General features: G+C 75.3%; 17 protein-coding genes. 9 read left to right on the plus strand and 8 right to left on the minus strand.

Annotated elements, in window-relative coordinates:
• Positions 1 to 23: 23 nt before the first annotated feature.
• The gene (locus J3P29_RS08465) at positions 24 to 1115 is read right to left on the minus strand and encodes an ABC transporter permease (RefSeq protein ID WP_210492649.1); all 1092 of its coding nucleotides are present in this window, start codon (positions 1113 to 1115) and stop codon (positions 24 to 26) included.
• Complete coding sequence (locus J3P29_RS08470; RefSeq protein ID WP_210492651.1) at positions 1112 to 2062, minus strand: ABC transporter ATP-binding protein; 951 nt, start codon at positions 2060 to 2062, stop codon at positions 1112 to 1114. Before J3P29_RS08470 ends, J3P29_RS08465 begins: the two co-directional genes overlap by 4 nt.
• A gap of 323 nt (positions 2063 to 2385) precedes the next feature.
• Between J3P29_RS08470 and J3P29_RS08475 the strand changes: the two genes are divergently transcribed.
• Positions 2386 to 4623: an MMPL family transporter gene (locus tag J3P29_RS08475; RefSeq protein ID WP_210492652.1), complete on the plus strand. Its 2238-nt coding sequence runs from the start codon at positions 2386 to 2388 to the stop codon at positions 4621 to 4623.
• 72 nt (positions 4624 to 4695) lie between these two features.
• On the opposite strand, the gene J3P29_RS08480 is transcribed toward J3P29_RS08475, so the two are convergent.
• A complete protein-coding gene (locus tag J3P29_RS08480) occupies positions 4696 to 5457 on the minus strand; it encodes an SDR family NAD(P)-dependent oxidoreductase (protein ID WP_210492653.1) in 762 nt (253 codons plus the stop codon).
• 360 nt (positions 5458 to 5817) lie between these two features.
• Here J3P29_RS08480 and J3P29_RS08485 point away from each other — a divergent pair, with 360 nt between their 5' ends.
• The 3 genes from J3P29_RS08485 to J3P29_RS08495 are packed head-to-tail and all read left to right on the plus strand — an operon-like array spanning position 5818 to position 11398.
• Entirely contained in the window at positions 5818 to 8553 is a 2736-nt protein-coding gene (locus J3P29_RS08485) for a hypothetical protein (RefSeq protein ID WP_210492655.1), read from the plus strand.
• Positions 8550 to 9344: a hypothetical protein gene (locus J3P29_RS08490; protein WP_210492656.1), complete on the plus strand. Its 795-nt coding sequence runs from the start codon at positions 8550 to 8552 to the stop codon at positions 9342 to 9344. Before J3P29_RS08485 ends, J3P29_RS08490 begins: the two co-directional genes overlap by 4 nt.
• Positions 9345 to 9400: 56 nt before the next feature.
• The gene (locus J3P29_RS08495) at positions 9401 to 11398 is read left to right on the plus strand and encodes a calcium-binding protein (protein WP_210492657.1); all 1998 of its coding nucleotides are present in this window, start codon (positions 9401 to 9403) and stop codon (positions 11396 to 11398) included.
• A 34-nt stretch (positions 11399 to 11432) separates the two neighbouring features.
• Here J3P29_RS08495 and rlmN read toward each other — a convergent pair whose 3' ends face one another.
• Positions 11433 to 12446, minus strand: a complete 1014-nt coding sequence (gene rlmN / locus J3P29_RS08500; RefSeq protein WP_210492658.1) for a 23S rRNA (adenine(2503)-C(2))-methyltransferase RlmN — start codon at positions 12444 to 12446, stop codon at positions 11433 to 11435.
• Between the two features lie 121 nt (positions 12447 to 12567).
• On the minus strand, positions 12568 to 15267 hold the full coding sequence (locus tag J3P29_RS08505; RefSeq protein ID WP_210492659.1) for an Ig-like domain repeat protein: 2700 nt from the start codon (positions 15265 to 15267) through the stop codon (positions 12568 to 12570).
• 204 nt (positions 15268 to 15471) lie between these two features.
• Between J3P29_RS08505 and J3P29_RS08510 the strand changes: the two genes are divergently transcribed.
• From J3P29_RS08510 to J3P29_RS08530, 5 genes are all read left to right on the plus strand, one after another.
• Positions 15472 to 16260 (plus strand): class I SAM-dependent methyltransferase, encoded by a 789-nt coding sequence (locus J3P29_RS08510; RefSeq protein ID WP_210492660.1) that lies wholly within the window; start codon positions 15472 to 15474, stop codon positions 16258 to 16260.
• Position 16261: 1 nt separating this feature from the next.
• On the plus strand, positions 16262 to 16987 hold the full coding sequence (locus J3P29_RS08515) for a pseudouridine synthase (protein ID WP_210492661.1): 726 nt from the start codon (positions 16262 to 16264) through the stop codon (positions 16985 to 16987).
• Between the two features lie 79 nt (positions 16988 to 17066).
• Positions 17067 to 17435, plus strand: coding sequence for a chorismate mutase (aroH, locus tag J3P29_RS08520; RefSeq protein WP_210492663.1), 369 nt, complete (start codon positions 17067 to 17069; stop codon positions 17433 to 17435).
• Positions 17436 to 17484: 49 nt separating this feature from the next.
• The gene (gene hisC / locus J3P29_RS08525) at positions 17485 to 18582 is read left to right on the plus strand and encodes a histidinol-phosphate transaminase (protein ID WP_210492664.1); all 1098 of its coding nucleotides are present in this window, start codon (positions 17485 to 17487) and stop codon (positions 18580 to 18582) included.
• A 98-nt stretch (positions 18583 to 18680) separates the two neighbouring features.
• Positions 18681 to 19085, plus strand: coding sequence for a hypothetical protein (locus J3P29_RS08530; protein ID WP_210492665.1), 405 nt, complete (start codon positions 18681 to 18683; stop codon positions 19083 to 19085).
• Positions 19086 to 19132: 47 nt separating this feature from the next.
• On the opposite strand, the gene J3P29_RS08535 is transcribed toward J3P29_RS08530, so the two are convergent.
• From J3P29_RS08535 to J3P29_RS08545, 3 genes are read right to left on the minus strand one after another with little or no spacing between them, the layout of a single operon-like run.
• Entirely contained in the window at positions 19133 to 19684 is a 552-nt protein-coding gene (locus J3P29_RS08535; RefSeq protein WP_210492666.1) for a PepSY domain-containing protein, read from the minus strand.
• Positions 19681 to 21090, minus strand: a complete 1410-nt coding sequence (locus J3P29_RS08540) for a HAMP domain-containing sensor histidine kinase (RefSeq protein WP_210492668.1) — start codon at positions 21088 to 21090, stop codon at positions 19681 to 19683. Before J3P29_RS08540 ends, J3P29_RS08535 begins: the two co-directional genes overlap by 4 nt.
• On the minus strand, positions 21087 to 21758 hold the full coding sequence (locus tag J3P29_RS08545; RefSeq protein WP_210492669.1) for a response regulator transcription factor: 672 nt from the start codon (positions 21756 to 21758) through the stop codon (positions 21087 to 21089). The genes J3P29_RS08540 and J3P29_RS08545 overlap by 4 nt, the downstream gene beginning before the upstream one ends.
• Positions 21759 to 21981: the final 223 nt, after the last annotated feature.

Here is a 21981-nt window from a genome sequence, read left to right on the forward strand (position 1 = left end):
CGGGACCGGCGCCGCGGGGCCGGTCAGCTGCCGCGGCGCTGCAGCACGCGGCCGAGCAGCAGCAGGCCGCCCAGGCCCCAGACGGCGAACACGGCGACGGCGAGCAGATGGTCGCCGAAGAGGTCCTGCGGCAGCGCGCCGTCGACGATGGTGCGCATCCCCTGGCCCGTCGGCGTGGCCTGGACGACGACATCGACCCAGCCGGGCAGGCCGTTCATCCCGGCGAGGAACGCGGGGATCAGGAACGGCATCAGGATCACCCACGCCCACGTGTTGATCTTGTCGGCGCTGCGGAACAGGTAGGCGAAGCACAGGCCGACGCCGACGATCGAGACCGCGGTGCCGAGCACGCCGAGCACGAAGAGCGGCGGCCGCTCCACGTCGACGCGCGTGAGCAGCACGGTGATCGCGGTGGCCACGCACGAGTAGATCAGGCCGACGAGGGCCTTCGCGGTCAGCACCTCGGACCCGCGGGCGGCGAGCAGCAGCGCCTCGACGGTCCGCTTCTCGAGCTCCTCGGCCAGGATGATCGGCGTCGCCATCATCCCCACGAAGCCGAGCAGCATCACGACGGCGGCGAGGACGAAATAGTCGCGCAGGCCCAGGACGTCCAGCACGGTCGGAGACGTCGATTCGACGGGCGTTGCCTGCACGGTGATCGCGGGCGGCCGGTCGGCCAGGCGCGAGAGCGTGGACGGCACCAGGTCGACCACGGCGTTCGTGGTGGGGGAGGCGTCGGGCGCCACGTACGCCCGGACCGGCGGCGCACGCCCGGACCGGGCGCCGCTCAGCAGCCCGTCCGGGATGACCACCGCGACGTCGGCGTCGTCGTCCGCCACGGCGGCGCGCGCCTTCGCCTCGTCGGCCTGGCGCGTGACGGTGACGTCGAGCGAGCGCCGCACGTCGCGCGGCAGCTCCGTCGCGACGCGCGCGGCGTCCGGCGAGGCGCCCACGACGACGACGTCGGCGGTCGGCCGCGGCTCCTTCTCGGGGTAGATCGCCGAGTAGAGGACGCCCAGGGCGATCGGGATGATGAGGACGGCCAGCACGCGGCCGTCGCGGATGGCGTCCGCCAGGTCCTTGCGGGTGATCGTCCAGATCCGGCGCCAGCTCATCGCTCGGCCTCCTCGTGGTGGTCGGCGTCCAGGTCGCGCCCGGCGAGCGCGACGAAGACGTCGGCGAGCGACGGCTCGTCGGAGTGGACGGTCAGGACGCGCCCCTCGCGCAGCCAGCCGGCCAGGCGGTCGTCCGCGGGGTCGTCGAGCCGGACGACGTGCTCGGTGCGGTCCTCGAGCAGCACGCGCGCGGTGCGGCCGGCGGGACCGGCGCCGGCGACGCGCTCGGGGGCGACGGACAGCTTCAGCTCGCGCGGCGTGTCGAGCGCGATGATCCGGCCCTCGGCCAGGAACGCGACCCGGTGGCACAGCTCGTCGGCCTCGACCATGTCGTGCGTGGTCAGCACGACGGTCGTGCCGGCCGCGCTCAGCTCGCGCACGATGCCGCGCAGGTTGCGGGCGGACACGGGGTCCAGCCCGCGGGTGGGCTCGTCGAGGAAGAGCACCTGCGGGTCGTTGACCAGGCCGCGAGCGAGCAGCAGCCGCTGCTTCATGCCCGTCGAGTACGTCTTGACCTTGCGCTTGGCGGCGTGGGCGATGCCGACGCGCTCGAGCAGCTCGTCCGTGCGGTCGGCGGGCGCGCCGTACAGCTCGGCGAAGAGCTTCAGGTTGTCGCGGCCCGTCAGGCGCTCGTAGAGGTTCTGGTCCTCGAAGACGAGGTTCAGCAGCCCGCGGGCGGCCTCGCGCTCCGCGACGACGTCGTGGCCGCCGACGACCGCGGTGCCGGACGTGGGCGGCGTGCGCCCGGTCAGCATGCGGATCGTCGTGGTCTTGCCTGCGCCGTTGTGGCCGAGCAGGCCGAACACCTCGCCCGGCGCGACGGAGAAGCTCAGGCCGGCGACGGCCTCGACGTCGCCGTAGCGCTTGACGAGGTCGGAGACGACGACGCCGGCTCCCGGGGCGTCGCCGGGGGACGGGGGCGGCGGGGCCGCGGCGGGGGCGCTCACGCGGCGCGACGCTATCAGCGCGTCCCGGCGCGCGGCGAGCGGCAAGGCGCCACGGCGTCGTCCGTCGCCGCGGACCCGACGGCCGGGTGGGGCGGACGGCGGAGTGCCATCCGAGGACGCCGCGGCGCACCGGCGCGAGCCGTCGCCGCCGGGCGGTCCGGACCGGGACCGGGTGTCCTGGAGCGGTCCGCCGCTGGCCGGGCCGTGGCGCGGGAGGCCGTGCGGGGGTGGGGGTAGCCCCCGGGCGGACCGGGGGTCCGCCGCGGGACGATCCGGGGCACCTCCCCAGCGACGCGGCGGCCCCCGGCGAGGAGGCTGCGGGCATGCCTGGAACACCGTCACCTGCCGCCGCCGATCCGGCCGCCGCCCAACCGCCGGAGCGCCCGCCCACCGGCCTGGCGCGCCTCGTCCTCCGCGCCGCCGGACCCGCCCGAAGGCGCCCCCGCACGACGATCGCCCTGTGGCTCCTCTTCGTCGTCCTGTGCACGCTGGCCGGCGGCCTGACCGGCACCCGCGGCCTGACCGACGCCGAGCAGGGGATCGGCGAGTCCGGCCGCGCGGACGCGCGCCTGGACGCCGCGGGCCTGCGGGCCCCGGCGTCCGAGGTCGTCCTCGTGCGCTCCGCCACCGCCGCCGCGACGGCCCGGACCGCCGACCGGCTCGTCGCCCGGCTGCGCCGCGTGCCGCAGGTCGCGGCCGTCCAGGGGCCGCGCGGCCCGCAGGGAGCGCAGCTGCGCCGCGACGGCGGCCGGACCGCGCTCGTGCGCTTGACGCTGCGCGGCGATCCCGACGACGCCGGCGACCACGTCGGCCCGGTGCTGGACGCGGTCGCCGCGGTCGGGAAGGCGGCGCCCGGCGTCCGCCTGGACCAGGTCGGCGACGGCAGCATGAGCCGCGCGACCGACGACATCGTCGCCGAGGACCTGCGCCGCGCCGAGCTGCTCTCGCTCCCCGTCACGCTGCTCGTCCTCGTCATCGCCTTCGGGGCGCTCGTGGCGGCGTCCGTCCCGCTGCTGCTCGGCATCACCGCCGTCGCCGCGGCGATGGGGGCGCTCGGGGTCGTCTCGCAGCTCGTGCCGAACGGGGACTCGACGGGCTCCCTCGTCGTCCTGATCGGCCTGGCGGTCGGCGTGGACTACTCGCTCTTCTACGTGCGGCGCGAGCGGGAGGAGCGGCGGCGCGGCCACGGCCCGGACGCGGCGCTGCGGGCCGCGTCCGCGTCCGTCGGCCGGGCGATCCTCGTCTCGGGCCTGACCGTCGTGGTCGCCCTGGCGGGCCTGCTGCTGACCGGCATCCCGGACTTCACGTCGATGGCGGCCGGCACGATCGTCGTCGTCCTCATCGCGCTGCTCGGGTCGCTGACGGTGCTGCCGGCGGTGCTGGTGCTGCTCGGCGACCGCGTCGACCGCGGGCGCCTGCCGCGGGTGCTCCGGCCCCGTCGTCGGGCCGGCGCCGGCGGGCTCTGGGGTGGTCTGGCCGCGGGCGTCACGCGGCGCCCCGCGGCGGCGCTGCTGATCGTCGGGGCGCTGCTCGTGGCGCTCGCCGTCCCGGCGCTCGGCATGCGGACCGGCGACGCGGGCGTCGACTCGCTGCCGCCCGACACCCCGCTGCGCCGCTCGGTCGCCGCGGTCGAGGCCGCGTTCCCGGGGGCGCCGGACAGCGTGAGCGTCGTCGTCCACGGGCGGGGCCTGGACGGCCACCGGGCGGGGCTCCGGGCCCTCGGCGCCCGGGCCCGCGCGGTGACGGGCGGTCGCGGCGCGATCGACGTCGCCGTGGCCCGCGACGGACGGACCGCGCTCGTCGCCGTGCCGCGGCCGCAGACCGACGAGGAGGGCACCCGCCGGACCATCGAGGCGCTCCGGGGCGACGTCGCGCCCGCCGCGGGTCGCCTGGTCCCCGGCGCCCACGCCGAGGTGACGGGCGGCGGCGCCTACGGGGTCGACTTCGCCGACGCGCTCGGCGCCAAGCTGCCGCTCGTCGTCGGCTTCGTCCTGGGCCTGGCGTTCGTCCTGCTGTTCGCGGCCTTCCGCTCCGTGCGGCTGGCGGCGACGGTCATCGCCCTCAACCTGCTGTCGGTCGGCGCGAGCTACGGCGTGCTGGTGCTCGTCTTCCAGCACACGTGGGCGGAGGGCCTGCTCGGCTTCACGTCGAGCGGCGCGATCGTCGCGTGGATGCCGCTGCTGGCGTTCGTGATCCTCTTCGGCCTGTCGATGGACTACAGCGTCCTGGTGCTCGAGCGGATCCGCGAGGCGCGCCTGCGGGGCCTGGCGCCGCGCGAGGCCGCGGCGGACGGGGTGCGCGCCACGGCCGGCACCGTGACGAGCGCGGCCGTCGTGATGGTGGCCGTGTTCGCGATCTTCGCCCTGCTCCGGCTCGTCGAGATGAAGCAGCTGGGCGTCGGGCTGGCGGCGGCGGTGCTGCTCGACGCGACCCTGGTGCGCGGGGTGGCGCTGCCGGCCGCGGTGACGCTGCTCGGCGAGCGGGCGTTCGGCCTGCCGCGCCGCCGGGGCTCCGCGGCCACCGCGACGCGCCGCCGGGCGCGGGCCGGGGCGGCCGACTGAGCCGGCCGGCGCGCGAGGATCCGCCGACCGGCCCGGGTGTGCGGGCGGCGGACGGCCGGGGGCCGTCCGCCGCTACGGCTGCTCGGTCGGGCGGACGAGGATCTCGTTCACCGCCACGTGCCGCGGCCGCGTGACGACGTAGGCGATGGCGTCGGCGATGTCGTCGGGCCGCAGCGGCTCCATCCCGGCGTCGCCGGCCCGCATCTGCTCCTGGATCTCGGGGCGGTTGTGGCTCTGCAGCTCGGTCTCGACCGCGCCGGGCTCGACGAGCGACACGCGGACGTGGCGCTCGGTGACCTCCTGCCGCAGGGCGTCCGAGAAGGCGCCGACGCCGAACTTCGTCGCGTTGTAGACCGCGGCCCCGGCGCCCGTCTTGCGCCCAGCGACGGAGGAGATGTTGACGAGGTCGGCGACGCCGCGCGGGTCGCCGGCCGCGGCGCGCAGCAGGTGCGGGAGGGCCGCGTGCGAGACGTACATCAGGCCCTGCACGTTGAGGGCGATCATCCGGTCCCACTCCTCGACGGGCGCCTCCTCGGCGCGGCCGATGAGCATGACGCCCGCGTTGTTGACGACGGTGTCCAGGCGCCCGAGCTCGCGCACCGTCCGCTCGACCGCCTCGGTCGCGGCGGCGCGGTCGGTGATGTCGGCCTCGACCACGAGCGCGGCCCCGCCGGCCGCCCGGATCCGCTCCGCGAGCGCCTCGAGCCGGTCGCGGCGGCGCGCCACCAGGCTGACGCGCGCGCCCTCGGCGGCCAGCGCCAGGGCGGCGGCCTCCCCGATGCCGGAGCTGGCTCCCGTGACGAGGGCGGTCGTGCCGGTCAGACGCTGGGCCATGCGTCCGACCCTAGCCGGTGCGTCGCGGCCCGCCGTGAGGATCGGGCTCGGTCGCGATGCGCACTGGGACGCGGGCGGTCGGGCGGCACCCCGTCGGCCCGATGGGGAAGACCACGTGCGTCGTACACGTCCGTGCGCTTGACTTCCGGTCCTCGCGCCGCTGCGTGTGCGCGTGATGGTTGTCCCCCGTCCCCAGGAGTACGCGTGGCCTCTCGCCGTGCACTGCCCGTCGCGGCCGTCGTTCACGGTGGGCGCGTAGAGCCCGACAGCAGTTCGAGGGTGCGATGCGCCGCCGCGGAACCGGTGTCCAGGAGCCGCGGGGTGAACCGCCGGGTCCGAGCCGGCGCCCTAGCGCTCGGGATGATCGGCGTGCTGGCGGTCCCGCAGGTGGCGGGTGCGCGGCCGTGGGCGGCGGAGTACGACTGGCAGGCCAGCAGTCGCACGGGCTACGAGAACTGGGTGGCGGAGGAGTCGGTGCCCGGCAGCGGCCAGCCGCTGCCGTTCTACCGCACCTACCTGGGCGGCGCGCCGGCGCAGATCGGTCGCGGGCTGGCGATCGCGCCGCTCGGCGGCCGGGTCTACGACAACGGCGACCCCGCCAGCCAGACCGGTGGGCCGGGCCTGATCCTCCGCTGGGCGGTCCCCGGCGCATCGCGGATCACCGCCGCGCGGTTTGACGACGTGCGGTACCGCAACGCCAACGACGGGCAGTACCTGCGGCTGCGGCTCGCCGGGCCGGGTGGTCACCAGGACGTCGACCTCGGCCCGGACTTCGACGAGGAGGACGCGAACACCACCTACAGCCGCGGCCCCTACACGCAGACGGTGCCGGGCGGCGGCACGTCGGCGGAGCTGTGGATGTTCACCGTCTGCGGCAGCGCGCCGCAGGGTGAGCCCGGCCCCTTCCGCTGTCCGACGATCGCGGCGGGCACCCCGACGTTTGGGCGTCTGGGCTCGGCGCGCCTGACGCTCGACGATCCCGACCAGCCCGCGCTGGCGGTCGACGCGTCGCCGGCGATCGACGACGGGTGGGTGAACAAGCGCCGCACCCAGCGGCTGCAGATCACCGCAGCGGATCCCAGCTCCGGCATCCAGCGGATCCGCGTGCAGGTCCGCGCGGGCACCGCGGGCACCGGTGGGCGCACGCTCAAGACGCAGACCGTTGCCTGCGACCCCGACCACACCACCCCGGGCCGCGCCGGGCTGGTCTGCCCGGTCACCGCAGGTACCGACGCGGTGGACCCTGCTGGCAGCCAGACCGGGAGCGACCGCACGTACGTGGTGGCCGCCACCGACTACGCCGGCAACGAGCGCTCCCAGAGCTTCACTGTCCGCCGCGACGTCCAGAAGCCCGGTGCCGCCACGCTTGGCGGCGAGCTCGCCGACGTGGCGCGCGACTGGACGAATCTGCGCAAGCCGGTCAACGCTCGGGTTCGTGTTCGCGACGAGCGCTCAGGCGTCGCGAAGGTCGAGGTGCTCGCCGAGCGCCAGACAGGTGGCCGCAAGATCCTCCTCGGTAAGGCGGAGCCAGATTGCACCGGCGGGTGCCGCAGTCTCACGACGAACGTCGCCGCCGACCTCGGGCAACTCGAACGTGACGGCACCTACCGTCTGTACGTGCGGTCCACCGATCGTGCCGGTAACGCCCGCCTCTCTCGTGTGGCCGACCAGGGCGGATGGCTGAAGATCGACCGCACCGATCCGAAGACGGACGGGCGACCCGGGCGCCTGACGATCCGGCGCGACGGTACCGTGCGCCTTGTGTATGGCGTCGCGCGCGATCGTGACTCCGGCCTGCGTGAGTACGTGATCAGGTACTACCCGGCACCCGACGGTGGCAGCCGTGCGGCAACTCCGCGCTTTGCGACCGCGCGCCTGAGTGAAGCGCAGCCCGCTTCGCCTCGAGAGCGCCGCTTCTTCGGATCGCGGACGCGAGTCTTGACGTTCAAGCCGCGAGGCGGCATCGACCGCGACCGACAGGTCGTCCTCGTGCAGCTCGACCGTGCGCGCGGAGACCTACGCGACCCCGACAAGACGGGCGGCCGCTACGGCAACTTCAGCGAGACCGAGCTTCGGCCCATCATCTTCGGCGGCAGAGGTGTTACCGCCGAGGAGGTCTACGACGACCTCCGCCTGGAGCGTCTCGGGGGTGCGTTGGAGCAGAACGAGCAGATGTTGGGCATCGGCAAGAAGCCGGCGGCCGTCGAAAAGCTAGCCCGGATCGCGGCGAAGGCTGCGCGGGTTATCGACCGCGCAAACTTCATCGCGTCGGTCCTCGACCCGTTGATCGACCCGGACGTCACCGCCTGCGCGAGTAGGCAGCAGGACAACCTCGTCATCTCGGCGAGCCGCACCTGGGAACACATCGACGTCGCGTCTTATTACACCGGCCTCACACTCGACCCGGAACGGGGGGACCCCAACGACGACGTCGCGAAGACGCAGCGGGCCATCGCCAACGCCCGGGTAGCGCTGCGTCAACTCAGGGCGTATGCGGAGCAGTACAAGATGGATACCCACGGCGGGAAAGGGTGTGGGGTCTATGCCACGGCCGTTCTTGAGGCGGTGGGGCCCGCGATGGACGCCGTGATCCACATGTTCATCGCCCACAATGCCGCCGTCCGTCCGGAGCGGGATCCGAGGGACCGTCTGTACGGTTGCGACTTCGCCGACGCCACGCGTAAGAGTGCTCTGCCGCCTAGTTCAGACAAGCGCCGGTGGAACCTCTGCTGGTGGACGAAGCTCAAGCCCGGTAACGGCGGAGTCCCGGAGAGGGCCCAGGCGCATCATCTGTTTCCACAGCAGTTTCGAGAGAACTTCCGTGCCGCGGGCATAGCCATCGACGAGCCCTGGTACATGTGCTGGTTCGGTGCCGACCACCAGGGAATGTCGGAAGCGTACAACAGGGAGTGGAGAGCGTGGTTGCGCAGGCGAGGTCGCCTCACCTCGGAGGACCGAGTCACCGCGATCAACTACATGTTCAAGCTTCAGAAGCACATCCGTCCGAGCTTTAGTTGCGACGTGACGCTCAACGAGAAGCACAGTGCGACTCTCGGAGATCCTTCCCAGCGCGTCGAGTCGAGCCCAGGTATATGAGCGATACAGCGTGGTATGACCTGCCGTTTCTGCGGGGGCCGTACGGGAACCTCGCGCCCGCCGAGGGGCGACCGACGCCGTTCTACCTGCTGATCGAGGATGCGAAGCTGAAGCTGGCTGATCGTCTGTACGCGCAGCGTGAGCGCTTGGCCGCCCTCGGGCTCGAGTACGACATCGCGCACCCGGACAGTCCTGCGGAAGACAAGCTCCTCGGGATGCGGGAGCAGGGGTCGGTGGGGTTCGAGCGGATCGACGCGGTGATGGCCGAGGCGGATCCGGGGTACAGGCCTGCGCTCGCGCGGGTCGATGAGCTCGAGCGTCGCGCCAACGGCGCGCTCGACCGCTTCATCTTGGCGGGGGCGGGTATGGCGCCCGTGCCGGCGGAACGGCTGGTGCAGGAGGGCGGGTCGACGCGGTTCGGCCCGCTCGTCAATTGGACGATGTTCGTCTGGTTGGGGGACGAGCGGTTCCTCGGTGCGCTGCGTGACGCCGGCCTGGACGCCGGGGTCGGTCTCGCGGACGTGACGATCCTGAGCCGGGGGCGGCCCGTCACCACGCACGGCCTGCTGACGGTGGCCGGCCGAGCCGGCCTGCGCTCCGACGCGTCGCCCGACCCGGACCCGGACGCGGCCGTGCGGCCGGCGGTCGTGCGGCTCTACGGGGACGACGGCACGCCGCAGCAGCTGCTCTTCGACGAGCGCGCGATCGCCGCGCTGAAGACGGTCATGCCTCGTCTGGAACCCATGCGCTGGGAAGACCCGGTGACGGTCGCGCCACTTCTGCTCCCCTGACCACGGGCGCCGATGCCCTACGCACGCCCGGTTACGTCCCACCACCAGGAGTCCCCATGACCCCCCGTGCTTCCCACCTGCTAGCCGCCGCCGTTTCTGTCGCCGCGCTCGCCGCCCCTTCGACAGCCAGCGCCTGGACTGCGGGCGCGGGCGCGGGCAGCCTGACGATCACCGCCGACCCCGGAGAGGCGAACCGCGTCGACGTCGACGTCGCGCCGAATGGCCGCCTGGAGATCTCGGACGGCGCCGGCGCGCCGCGCGTCCTCGGAGCGGGCTGCGAGGACCCTGACCAGGAGGGGGTGGCGAGCTGCGACCGCGCCGGCATCACCCGCGTGGTGATCGAGACCGGTGACCTGGACGACGCGGTGACGGTCGGCGAGGTCGGGGTGCCGGTCGAGGTTCGTGCGGGGGAGGGCAACGACAGCGTGTCCACCGGCTCGGGTGATGACCGCATCGACGCCGGGGCCGGAAACGACACGGTCGACGGCGGCGCCGGCGACGACGTCATCGTCGGCGGCGCGGGTGACGACACGATCGCCGCCGGGGTCGGCAACGATCAGGTCGACGCGGGGGCGGGCACCGACACCGTCGACGGGGACCTCGGCGACGACCGGATCCTTGGTGGTGACGGCGGCGACCAGCTCGACGGCGGCGCCGGCGCGGATCGCATCGACGGCGGCGCTGGCGACGACCAGGTCACTGGCGGGGATGGCGACGACCGGATCAGCGCGGGCGAGGGCACCGACCGCGTCACCGGCGACGAGGGCTCGGACTCCGTCGACGGCGGCGCCGGCAACGACGACCTGGACGGCGGAGGCGGCTACGACCAGCTCGCCGGCGGCGACGGCGACGACCTGCTGCAGTCCACGCTCGGCGGCGACCTGCTCGACGGCGGCGCCGGCAACGATCGCCTGGAGGGCGACGACCAACCGGGCGTGCTGCGCGGCGGGGACGGCAACGACGTGCTCAGCGGCGCCGGCGGCGCGGACGTGCTGGACGGCGGCGCGGGGAACGACACACTCGAGGGCGGCCTGGGCGGGGACGCGCTCTCGGGTGGCGCGGGTCTCGACACCGTCACCTACGACGGCTCGCCGCAGGGCGTGAGCGTCACGCTCGACGGGCTGACCAACGACGGGATGGTCGCCGAAGGCGACGACGTCGCCGGCGACGTGGAGACCGTGGTCGGCTCGCAGGGCGACGATCGCCTGTCCGCCGGGCCGCTGCCGGTCACGCTGCAGGGCTCCGGCGGTGACGACACCCTCGTCGGCTCCGCCGGCGCGGACGTCCTCGACGGCGGCGCGGGCAGCGACACGCTCGACGGTGGCCAGGGCGCCGACACCCTCGCGGGCGGCGAGGGCCAAGACACCGTGACCTACGCCGCCCGGACCGCGGGGCTGCGGGTGGTCGTCGGCGGCGGCCGCCGCAGCGGCCAGGCGGGGGAGAACGACGAGATCCGCGGCGATGTCGAACGCGTCATCGGCGGCACGCGCGCCGACCGGCTGTCGGCGGCCGGCGGCCTGTCGGTCGCCTTCTACGGCGGCGCGGGCAACGACCGCATCGACCTGCCGCGCATCCCCGCCGCCGACGAGGACCTCGGCGCCACCGGCAGCCGCGCGAGCTGCGGCACCGGCACCGACACGGTCGTCGCCCGGCGCGACGAGCAGGTCGCCGCCGACTGCGAGATCGTCCGCCGCGACGGCGAGCTGACCGCCCTCGGCGTCCAGGGCACCAGCTCCCCCCGCCTGACCGTCGATGTCGCGAAGGTCCGCATCGGCACCGACGGCATCCTCCGCGTCCCGGTCCGCTGCTCGAGCGAGACCAACGTCCGCTGCACCGCCGCCCTGACCATCACCCGCAACCGCAAGCGCCTCGGCACGGCCAGCCGCCAGATCGGCCGGGGCCGCGCCCAGACCGCCAAGGTCCGCCTTCGCGGCTCCCAGGTCACCGTCCTGCAGCGCCGCGGCGGCGCCGTGCGCATCACCCTCGACGTTCGCGACAAGGGCGGGAAGGTCTCGACCGCCACCGGCATCGTCGCCGTCAAGAAAGCCCGCTGAGCCGGACGCCGGGGCGCGCGCCCCGGCCGCCGGCTCAGACGCCGACGCGCTGCTTCAGCTTCGGGTTCGCGGCCTTCGCGGCCAGCTGGCCGCAGGCCGCGTCGATGTCGCGCCCGCGGATCAGGCGGATCGTGGCGTTGTAGCCCTCGTCCTCGAGCGTCTGGCGGAACGCCTCCATCGCGCCCTGCGAGCTCGAGTCGTACATCGAGTCCGTCGGGTTGTACGGGATGAGGTTGATCTTGTAGCGCCAGGGCTCGAGCAGGTCGGCGAGCTGCTTGGCCTGCGCGACGGAGTCGTTGACGCCGCCGAGCATCACGTACTCGACGAAGATCATCTTGCGGCGCCGCTCGTAGAAGCGGTCGCAGGCGGCCTTGACCTCGTCGAGCGAGTAGCGCTCGTTGACCGGCATGATCTCGCTGCGCAGCGCGTCCTCGGGCGCGTGGAGCGACCAGGCCAGACGGACGGGGACGTCGCTCTCGGTGAGCTTGTCGATGCCCGGCACCCAGCCGACGGTCGAGATGCCCGTGCGGCGGTTCGTGATGCCCAGGTCGGGCAGGCGGCGGCAGACCTCGAGCACGTTGTCGAGGTTCATCATCGGCTCGCCCATGCCCATGAAGACGCAGTGGTCGAGAGCGTCGAGCCGGCGCAGCGCGAGCGCCTGGTCGAGGATCTCCCACGCCGTCAGGTTGCGGCCGAACTTCATCTGGCCGGTCGCGCAGAACGTGCAGGTCAGCGGGCAGCCCGACTGGGACGAGACGCAGATCGAGCGGCGCCCGTCTTTGTAGCGCATGAGGACGGTCTCGATGGGGCGGCCGTCCGCGGTCTGCAGCAGCAGCTTGTCCGTGCCGTCCGACGAGGACGCGCGGCGCAGCTCGGACAGCGTCGAGAACGGGACGCGCGCGGTCAGCTCGTCGCGCAGCGCGGCGGGCAGGTTCGACATCTCGTGGTAGCCCGCGGCGCCGCCGGCGGTCCACTTCCAGATCTGGTCGAAGCGGAAGCGCGGCTGGCCGAGCTCCTCGAGCGTGCTGCGGAGCAGGGAGAGGTCCACCCCTTGATGGTGACAGGTGGCGGACGGCGCCCGGCGGCGGACGGCGGCGTGTGCGGCGTCTCACGCGCACCCGCCGTCCCGCCGCGCTCGGGGCGCGGCGGGACGGCGGCGGACGCTCGGCTCAGCGGGCGCGGAGCGTGGCCTTCGCGGCGGCCGGCGCGACCGCCTGCGTGCCGCGGTAGCGAGCCACGACGCGGTGCCGGCCGGCGCGCAGGCCGGTCAGGCGGACCGTGGCGACGCCGCCGCGCACAGCGACGGAGCGGCGCACGGTGCGGCCGTCGACCGTCACGGCCACGCGGCCGGCGACCCGGCCGGCGCCGGTGGCGCGCACGCGGACCGTGACCGTCGCGCGGCCGCCCGACGCGGCGCGGGCGCGCACCGCGACCGTCGGGGCGACGCGGGCGATCCGCCGGGTGGCGGTCGCGACGGCCGCGCCGCGCGCGGCGCCGTGGGCCGCCGTCACGCGCACCGTCAGGCGGTGCCCGACGTCGGTGGCGCGCACGCGGTACGTCGCGCCGGTCGCGCCCGCGATGGGGCGGCCGTCACGCAGCCACTGGTACGCGAAGCTCGCGCCCGTGGCGGACCAGCGGCCGGCCTCGGCGCGCAGGGTGCGGCCGACGCGGACGGCGCCGACGACGCGCGGGCCGGCGCCCGGCACGGCCGCGATCGTCGTCGCGGCCGGCGGGATCGACGGCACGGCGGGCGTGGCGACCGGCGGCTGCGGCGCGCCCGGCGCGGGGCGGGCGGGGCCGCCCGGCTCGGTCGTCGGCGGCGCCAGGACGCGGGCCGTCAGCCACTCGGACGACGGGATCGCGTGGTCGACGATGCGGGTCTCGCCGATGCAGCCGTTCCAGCCGTTCGTGGCCGTATCGTCGTCCCAGTCGGCGCCGAGCAGCCAGGCCATCCCGGCGTTCGCGCTCATGCCCTTCGCGTCCGTCGCGTTGCGCAGCACGGGCGCGCCGTCGACGGACATGGTGATGCTCGTGCCGTCGTTGACGATCGCGACGTGCGACCAGGTGCCCGGCATGATCTCGCCCGACCAGGCGACGCGGTCGCCCTTCGTGGCGTCGCCGGGCAGCGTCGAGTACTGGAACTCGCGCAGGTTGGAGATGCCCAGGACGGTCGGCGAGACGGTCCACGCCCAGCGGTCGTACGGGGTGCCGGGGATGTCGGCGCGCTTGCCGGAGCGGACGAGCGCCTTGCTCCACTGGTTGGCCTCGGCGGTCCAACCCTGGTCCAGCTTCACGAACGTCTCGATCGTGTAGCCGTCGTCGAGCTTCGCGTCGTTGACGGCGGCGCCCTTGCCGGTCGACAGGTAGCTGAACCGGCCGGTGCGGCTGTCGCTGTTCTCGAAGCAGACGGCGGCGTCGTCGGAGGAGAACCCGGGCAGGTCGTCGCGCTCGATCGTGACGTCGCCGACCTCCGCGGTCTTCGAGCCGGAGCCGACGATGGAGACGCGGTGCAGGTCGTCGCCGTGGGCGACGTCCGGCACCACGCCGCCCTCGCGCAGGACGCCGTCGGCGCGGGTCTGCGCCGCGCCGGGGCGCCAGTGCGCCACGGTGCCGGGCACCTTCGGGTAGTCCTCGGTGCTCTGCGCCTTCGCGGGGGCGACGGCGTCCGGCTCGGTGTACCCGTCGAGGACGAGCTGCTTCGCGCGCTCGGTCCGCGATCCGTGGGTCGGCTGCGCGCCGGTCGCGCCGAAGTCGGGGTTGAAGCCCCGGAAGCGCTCGTCGAAGTCGATCGGGATGTCGTACTGCTGGTGCTTGCCCTTCAGGACCGCCTGGTCGAAGGGCGTGAGCAGCTCCTTCGGCTTCGTGACCACCCAGGGCGAGAGGCCCTCGGCGTTGATGCGCTTGTTCGTGAAGTCGAACTCGTACAGGCCCAGGTAGCCGTTGCCGCCCTGGTAGGCCATCTGGTAGTCGAGCAGGACCTCGTGCACGTCGTGCCCGAAGTCGTTCTTCTTCGTCAGGCGCGTGGCGCCGTGGGAGTGGCCGTTGAACGTCAGGAAGATCTGGTCGTTCTTGCGGATCAGCTTGTCCCAGAGCCGCAGGCCGTAGCTCGTCTCCAGCGGCGTCTCGGCGTCGGCCTCGATGGCGATCAGCGAGTGCGTGGTCAGGATGACCGGCAGCGTCGGATGGTCCGCGATGACCTGGTTGGCCCACGCGAGCGTGGCGTCCGAGGCGTTCCAGGACAGGGCCAGCACGAGGAACCGGCGGCCCTCGGCCGCGAACGTGTGCCAGGTGTTGAAGCCGGTCTTGTCGGCGCCGCCGAACGTCGCGGTCTGGGCCGCGGCGCGGGACGCCGGGAACGTCCCCAGGTACGGCTCCTTGGCCAGGTCGTACTGGTCGTCGTACTTCGACGTGCTGCTGTCGAGCACGTCGTGGTTGCCGGCGAGGATCGAGTACGGCAGGCCGGCGGCCTCGAGCGGCTTCATCGCCTGGTCGGCGACCGTCCACTGCTGCGGCTTGCCGACCTGGTCGACGACGTCGCCGAGGTGCGCGACGAACGGGATGCCGAGCTCCTTCGCGTTGTCGGTCAGCCAGGTCGTCTGGGACGCGAACGGGTTGGAGCCGAACTTCGCGAACTGGTTGCCGGTCTCGGGCGTCGCGTAGCGGGAGTAGAACTGCGTGTCGGGCAGGACGGCGAGGGTGAAGCTCGAGACCTGGCTCGCGTCGCCCGGCTGGGGGACGGCGGAGGCCGGGGCCGCGAGCAGTCCAGAGGCCAGGAGGCCTGCGGCGGCGACGGCGGTCGCGGTCAGGCGCCGGGGGCGCGGGGACGAGGGACGCAGGGAGGCGCGCCGGGGCGCGTGCTCGTGGGGCACGGTCGGTCCTTCGGGGAGGGAGGGGACAGAGGCGTGCAACCGCTCGGTTGGCACGCGACGGGCCACGTTGGCACCGTGTACGGGCGTCACACGTGACCGCGGTGTGACCGACCGGTGGCGATCCTGGGAAGCCCGTGCGCGGCGGGCGCCCCGGGGGGGGGCGGAGCGAGGCGGCGCGGGGGCGCGTGGCATCCTCCGTCCGCGATGGACGAGCGGGACCACCAGATCGGCCTGCAGGGGCTCGCGCTCCTGCGCGCGGGCGTCCGCGGGGACGCGCTCGGCGTGCACCGCCACCGCACGGCGATCGCCGAGCTGCTCGGCGATCCCGGCGAGGCGGCGTCGCGGCAGCTGCCCGAGGTCGGCGTGCAGGAGGGGTACGCCGCGTGGGCGACGTCCTACGACCAGCGGCGCAACCCCACGATCCGGGCCGAGGAGCCCGTCGTGCGGGAGCTGCTGGCCGGGCGGCCCGCCGGGGTGGCGGTCGACGTCGGCACCGGCACGGGACGGCACGCCACGTGGCTGGCGGAGCAGGGGCACGCGGTGACCGGCGTCGACGCGTCGCGGGCGATGCTCGACGTCGCGCGCACGCGGGCGCCCGAGCTGGAGTGGGTCGAGGCGGACCTGCGGGCGCTGCCGCTGGCGGACGCGAGCGCCGACGTCGTCGTCTGCGCCCTCACGCTCTCGCACCTGCCGACGCTCGACGGCATCGCCGAGCTCGCGCGCCTGGTGCGCCCGGGCGGCCGGCTCGTGGTCTCCAACCCGCACCCGGTCGCGACCGACGTGCTGCACGCCCGCGCGTGGACGACCACCGCGGACGGCATCCGGGTGCAGGTGCCCGAGTGGGCGCACCCGCTCGGCGCCTACGTGGAGCGCTTCGTCGCCGCCGGGCTGGTGCCCGCGGCGCTGCGCGAGCCGGCACACGACGGCGAGGACCCGCTGCTCGAGGGCCTGCCCGCCGCGGTCGTGTGGGCGGCCGACCGCCCGGAGGCCTGAGGTGCGGCTGCAGAAGTACCTGGCTCACGCCGGCGTGGCGTCGCGCCGCGCGTCCGAGGCGATCATCGCCGCCGGGCGCGTGACGGTCGGCGGGACCGTGGTGCGCGATCCCGCGACGGACGTGGGGGAGGACGACGACGTCCGCGTCGACGGCTCGCCGGTCGCCCCGGTGCGCGTGACCGTCGTCTTCGCCGTGAACAAGCCGGCGGGCGTCGTCTCGACGGCGCAGGACACCCACGGCCGGCCCACGGTCGTGGACCTCGTGCCCGCCGGCACCCGGCGCCTGTACCCCGTGGGGCGCCTGGACGCCGACACGACCGGGCTCATCCTGCTGACGGACGACGGCGAGCTCGCCGACCTGCTGACGCACCCGCGCTACGAGGTGCCGAAGGTCTACCTGGCCCGGGTCGCCGGCGCCGTCGACGACGCGGCGCTGCGGCAGCTGCGCGACGGGGTCGAGCTCGACGACGGCCGCACGCTGCCGGCGACGGTCGAGCGGATCAACCCGCACACGCTGCGCCTGACGCTGCGCGAGGGCCGCAAGCGCCAGGTGCGCCGGATGTGCGAGGCCGTCGGCCACCCCGTCGAGGCGCTGCGCCGCGTCCGGCTGGGGCCGCTCGACGTCGGCCGGCTGCGCGAGGGGGAGTGGCGGGCGCTCGACGCGCGCGAGGTGCAGGCGCTGCGCGACGCGCCGAAGCCGGTGCGCCGCCCCGGCCGGCGCGGCTGAGCCCCGAGCGGGCGCGGCGCTCCGCCGCCCCGGCCCGGCCGCACGGCGCGGGCGGGGGCGCGCTGCGATCATGCGGCCGATGCGGCTGCACGCACTGCGCGGCGCGATCTCCGTCGAGGCCGACGACGCCGACGAGATCCTCGCCCGGACGACCGAGCTGATGCACGAGCTGCTGCGGCGCAACGCCCTGCGGCCCGAGGACGTCGTGTCCTGCATCTTCACCGCGACGCCCGACCTGAAGGCCGCGTTCCCGGCCGCCGCGGCGCGGCAGATGGGCTTCGACCAGGTGCCGCTCATGTGCGCCGTCGAGATCGACGTGCCGGGCGCGCTGCCGAAGATCATCCGCGTGATGGCGCACTACTACGCCGCGGCGGACGACCACCGCGCCCAGCACGTGTACCTGGGCCGCGCCACCGCGCTGCGCAAGGACCTGGCGAGCGCCCAGTAGCGCCCCGGCGGCACGCCGCCCGGCGCGGCGGAGTGGCACGATTGGCGTCGTGCCCCTGAAGCTGACGCGGACCGCCGAGAAGATCCCCTACTACCCGGCGGCCGGCGGCTACAGCCTGCCCGACGGGGTGGCGCTCCTGGCCTCGAACGAGTGCCCCGACCCGCCGCTGCCCGAGGTCGTGCAGGCCGCGTCCGCCGCGCTCGTGGCGACGAACCGCTACCCCGACCCGTCGTACCTGCCGCTGCGCGAGGCGCTGGCGGAGCACACGGGCGTCGAGGCGGAGCGGATCGCCGTCGGCAACGGCTCCTGCGACCTGCTGCTGGCCCTCGGCGAGGCGCTGCTCGAGGAGGGCACCGAGCTCGTCCACGCCTGGCCGTCGTTCTCGGTCTACCCGCACCTCGAGGCTGCGACCGGCGCGACCGCCGTCCGGGTGCCGCTCGACGCGGACCACCGCCACGACCTGGACGCCATCGCGGACGCGATCACCGAGCGCACCCGCCTGGTCATCGTCTGCAACCCGAACAACCCCACGTCGACGGCCGTCGGGCTGGACGCGCTACGCGCGTTCGTGCGCCGCGTGCCCGAGGACGTCGTGGTCCTGCTCGACGAGGCGTACGTCGAGTTCGCCGAGGCGTACCGCCCCGAGGAGTCGGTCGCGCTGCTCGAGGAGCACCCGCACCTCGTCATCCTGCGCACGTTCTCCAAGCTCTACGGGCTCGCGGGGCTGCGCGTCGGCTACGGGCTGTGCTCGACGCCCGAGCTCGTCGGCGCCGTGTCGCGCGTCCGCCAGCCGTTCTCGCTCAACGTGGCCGCGGCCGCCGCCGCGACGGAGGCGCTGCGCCACCCCGGCGCGACCGCCGCCCGCATCGCGCAGGCGCGCGAGAGCCGCGCCGCCGTGGCCGCCGGCCTGCGCGCCCTGGGCATCGAGCCGGCGGCGTCCGAGGCGAACTTCGTCTGGTTCGACCTGCCGGCGGCGGACGGCGACGCCGGCGCCGCGGAGCAGCGCGTGATCGCGGCGCTGCGCGAGGAGCGCGTGCTCGTGCGGTCGGGCGGCGCGCTCGGCCGCGAGGGCGCCCTGCGCGTCACGTACGGCACGCCCGAGGAGAACGGGCGGTTCCTCGCCGCCCTGGGCCGCGCGCTGGCCTGATCCCGCGCCGCGGCGCCCGTCCGGCCTGCGGCGCGGACGGGCCGCGGCGGTAACAGCACGTTCGCACCGCCGCGCCCGGCCGGGTCTACCGTCGGGCCATGGACGCCTGGGAAGCCGGCATCTTCGACGACGACCTGGCCGCGGACGTGCGCGCGGACTGGGAGGCCGAGCTGAGCGCCGGGGCCTCGCCCGCCGTCGCGACGCGGCTGCTCGTGCAGGACTACGCGGACGAGGTGGCGGGCTCGCCGGCCCTGGCCGCCTCGTTCTGGATCGCCCTGGCGGCGCTGCAGCTCGACGCGGGGGCGGTGGACCCGGACGTGCGCGACCGCGCGGTGCGGGCGATCGCGCGCGGCGAGGACCTGGAGCGCTGGGCGCGTCCCGGCTACGACGACTTCGCGGACGACGGCGACGAGCTCGCGGTGGACGAGCTGGCCGAGCGGCGCCACGCGACGGCGGCGCTCCGGGCGCAGCTGCTGCGCGGGCCGGTGGCGGACGCCGCCTGACGCGCGACCGTGGCGCCCGGCGGCCCCGGGCGCCGCGCGGCGGCGGGTCAGTCGTCGTCGCGGTCGTCGCCGTCGTCGTCGCCCGCGCCCACGCTCAGCACGCGGAAGTCGGACGACAGGCGCACGACGCGCTCGGCCCCGCGGGACGGCAGGACTTCGACCTCGTACCGGGCACGGCCCTCGTCCTCGAGGTCGACGCCGGTGACGATGCCCTTCACGCGCTTCGTGGCGGCGCTCGTCGCCTTGCCCAGGCGGGCGTACGTCAGCCCGTCGGCGTCCTCGGCGCTCGTGCGGACGACGCGGAAGCGGTCGTCCAGGCGCACCTCGCGGGCGCGGCCGTTGCGGGCCAGGACCGTCACGTCGTAGCCCGTCGCGCCGTCGTCGGCGTCGCGGTCGATCGAGACGACGCGGCCGGAGACGCGCTTCGTCGCGGCGTCGCGGGCCTTCGTCGCCTGCGCGTGGGTCAGGCCGTCGTCGCCGGCGGCGAGCGCCGGGCCGGCGGCGAAGGCGGTGGTGGCGAGGACGCCGGCGACGGCGCCGGTGGTCAGGAGGGTGCGGGGGAGGGTCATGCGGGTGCGCTCCTCGTTCGGGGTGCTCATCGGGGAACCACGCTAGGGGGCGCCCCATGAGAGTTCGATGAGAGCGCGATCCACGCGTCGGCGCCGCCGCCGGGTCGGGCGTCGATCCCGGCCCGCCCGCCGTGGGCGGCGGCGATCTGGGCGACGATCGCCAGGCCCAGGCCGGTGCCGCGGCGCTGCCGCCGCTCGGCGGCCCCGGTGACGAAGCGCTCGAAGACGTGCGGGCGCAGGGCGTCGGGCACGCCCGGCCCGCGGTCGAGCACGTGGAGCGTCACGTCGCCGTCGGGGCTCCGGCGGGCCGTGATCTCGGTCGGGCCGTCGCCGTGGCGCAGCGCGTTGTCGACGAGGCCGCCGAGGGCGCGCTCCAGGTCGTCGCGGTCGCCGGTCACCGCGCCGCCGTCCGCGTCGTCGGCCACGTCGAGCGACCGGTCGGCGTCGGCGTACGCCGCGGCGCAGCGGTCGCGGACGGCCTCGAGCAGCGGCCGCACGGGCACGGCGGCGTGGGCGCGCGGGGCGGCGTCGGCGCGGGCGAGGGCGAGCAGGTCGTCGGCCAGGCGCTCCAGGCGGCGGGTCTCCTCGGACGCCGACGCCAGGGCGGCGCGCAGCTCGTCCGCGGAGCGCTCGCCGCGGCCGGCCAGGTCGAGCTCGGCGCGCAGGACGGAGAGCGGCGTGCGCAGTTCGTGGCTCGCGTCCGCGGCGAAGGCGCGCTCGCGCCGGAAGCCGGCGGCCTGGCGGTCGAGCATCGCGTTGAGCGTCCGGCCCAGGCGGCCGATCTCGTCGCGCGCGGCCGGCACCGGCAGGCGCTCGTCGGACGGCGCGTCGATCGCCGCGGCGCGCCGCCGCATCGCCTCGACCGGCCGCAGCGCGGCGGCGGCCAGGGCCCAGCTCAGCAGCGCCGCGAGCGCGAGCGCGGCGGGCAGGCCGACGAGCAGCGCCGTGTCCAACGTGCGCAGCGTCGCGTCGCGGTCCTCCGTCCCGATCGCGGCGACCACGACGGGCGAGCCGGCGGCGTCGTCGTCCGCGGCCCGCGCCGCCAGCCGGGCGGGGAACGCCTCGGCGTCGCCGTCGTCCGTGACGGCGACGTCGACGCGGGGGAGGAGGACGTCGTCTTCGGCGGCGCGAGCGCGGTCGGCAGCACCCAGGAGCGGGGCGGCGGCCAGGCCGCCGCTCGCCGCGACCACGCGTCCGTCGGGCGCGAGGATCTGGACCACGACGGCGTCCTCGTCGGCAGGCCCGAGCGCCGGCGTGCCCCCGCCCGCGACGGCCGCGGCGACGTCGGCGATGCGGGCGTCGAGTGCGCGGTCCAGCGCGGCGTCGAGCCCGTCCGCCGTCCGCGCGCGGACGAAGGCCCCGAGCGCCGCGAGCACGAGCGCCATCGCGAGCGTCGACGCGACGACGATCCGCAGGCGCAGGGACAGCCGGCTCACGGGGCCTCCAGGCGGTAGCCGACGCCGCGGACCGTCGCGATCAGGGCGGTGCCGAACGGGCGGTCGACCTTCGCCCGCAGGTAGCCGACGTAGACGTCGACGACGTTCGAGCGCGCGTCGTAGGCGTCGTCCCACGCCGCCTCGAGCAGCGCCAGGCGGTCGACGGCCTCGCCCTGGCGGCGCAGGAGCGTCTCGAGCAGCATGAACTCCTTCGGCGACAGCTCGAGCTCCGCGTCGCCGTGCCACGCGCGTCGGGCCGCCGGGTCCAGCCGCAGGGGCCCGGCGGTCAGCACGGGCGCGGCGGCCACGGGCGGGCGCCGCGCGAGGGCGCGCAGTCGGGCCTCGAGCTCGCCGAAGTCGAACGGCTTGGCCAGGTAGTCGTCCGCGCCGGCGTCCAGTCCGGCGATGCGGTCGTCGACGGCGCCGCGCGCGGTCAGCATCAGCACCGGGACGGTCACGCCGTCGGCGCGCAGCAGACGGCAGGTCTCGAAGCCGTCGATGCCGGGCAGGCCGACGTCGAGCAGGACGACGTCGTAGCCGGTGGAGGCCGCCCGCCAGAGCGCCTCCTCGCCGGTGTCGGCCACGTCCACGGCGTGGCCCGACTCGCGCAGGCCGCGGGCCATGAGCGCGGCGAGCTTCGCCTCGTCCTCCACGACCAGCAGGCGCACGCCCGCAGGCTAGCGGCGGCGCGCCACGCGCCGCCGGCCGCACGCCGCGTACGCCCGTTCGTCCGGCGCGCCCGCGCGACGAGCCGACGTCCGCGGGTGCGTGCGCTAGGCTTGCCGCGTTCGATGCCGACGACCGCCCCCCGATCCCTGCCGTATGCAGCCGGGTATCCCGCGGTCGTCGCCCTGCGCCCCGACGCCTCCTTCGCGGACGGCTTCGCGTGGC

This window comes from Patulibacter sp. SYSU D01012 (assembly GCF_017916475.1).
GTDB lineage: Bacteria > Actinomycetota > Thermoleophilia > Solirubrobacterales > Solirubrobacteraceae > Patulibacter.

Excerpts from the sequence above, each read along its gene's own strand:
- J3P29_RS08480 (WP_210492653.1), bottom strand. The coding sequence starts at position 5,457 with ATGGCCCAGCGTCTGACCGGCACGACCGCCCTCGTCACGGGAGCCAGC.
- J3P29_RS08485 (WP_210492655.1), top strand. The coding sequence starts at position 5,818 with ATGATCGGCGTGCTGGCGGTCCCGCAGGTGGCGGGTGCGCGGCCGTGG.
- J3P29_RS08510 (WP_210492660.1), top strand. The coding sequence starts at position 15,472 with ATGGACGAGCGGGACCACCAGATCGGCCTGCAGGGGCTCGCGCTCCTG.
- J3P29_RS08530 (WP_210492665.1), top strand. The coding sequence starts at position 18,681 with ATGGACGCCTGGGAAGCCGGCATCTTCGACGACGACCTGGCCGCGGAC.
- J3P29_RS08465 (WP_210492649.1), bottom strand. The coding sequence starts at position 1,115 with ATGAGCTGGCGCCGGATCTGGACGATCACCCGCAAGGACCTGGCGGAC.
- J3P29_RS08535 (WP_210492666.1), bottom strand. The coding sequence starts at position 19,684 with ATGAGCACCCCGAACGAGGAGCGCACCCGCATGACCCTCCCCCGCACC.
- J3P29_RS08475 (WP_210492652.1), top strand. The coding sequence starts at position 2,386 with ATGCCTGGAACACCGTCACCTGCCGCCGCCGATCCGGCCGCCGCCCAA.
- J3P29_RS08495 (WP_210492657.1), top strand. The coding sequence starts at position 9,401 with ATGACCCCCCGTGCTTCCCACCTGCTAGCCGCCGCCGTTTCTGTCGCC.
- aroH (WP_210492663.1), top strand. The coding sequence starts at position 17,067 with ATGCGGCTGCACGCACTGCGCGGCGCGATCTCCGTCGAGGCCGACGAC.
- J3P29_RS08490 (WP_210492656.1), top strand. The coding sequence starts at position 8,550 with ATGAGCGATACAGCGTGGTATGACCTGCCGTTTCTGCGGGGGCCGTAC.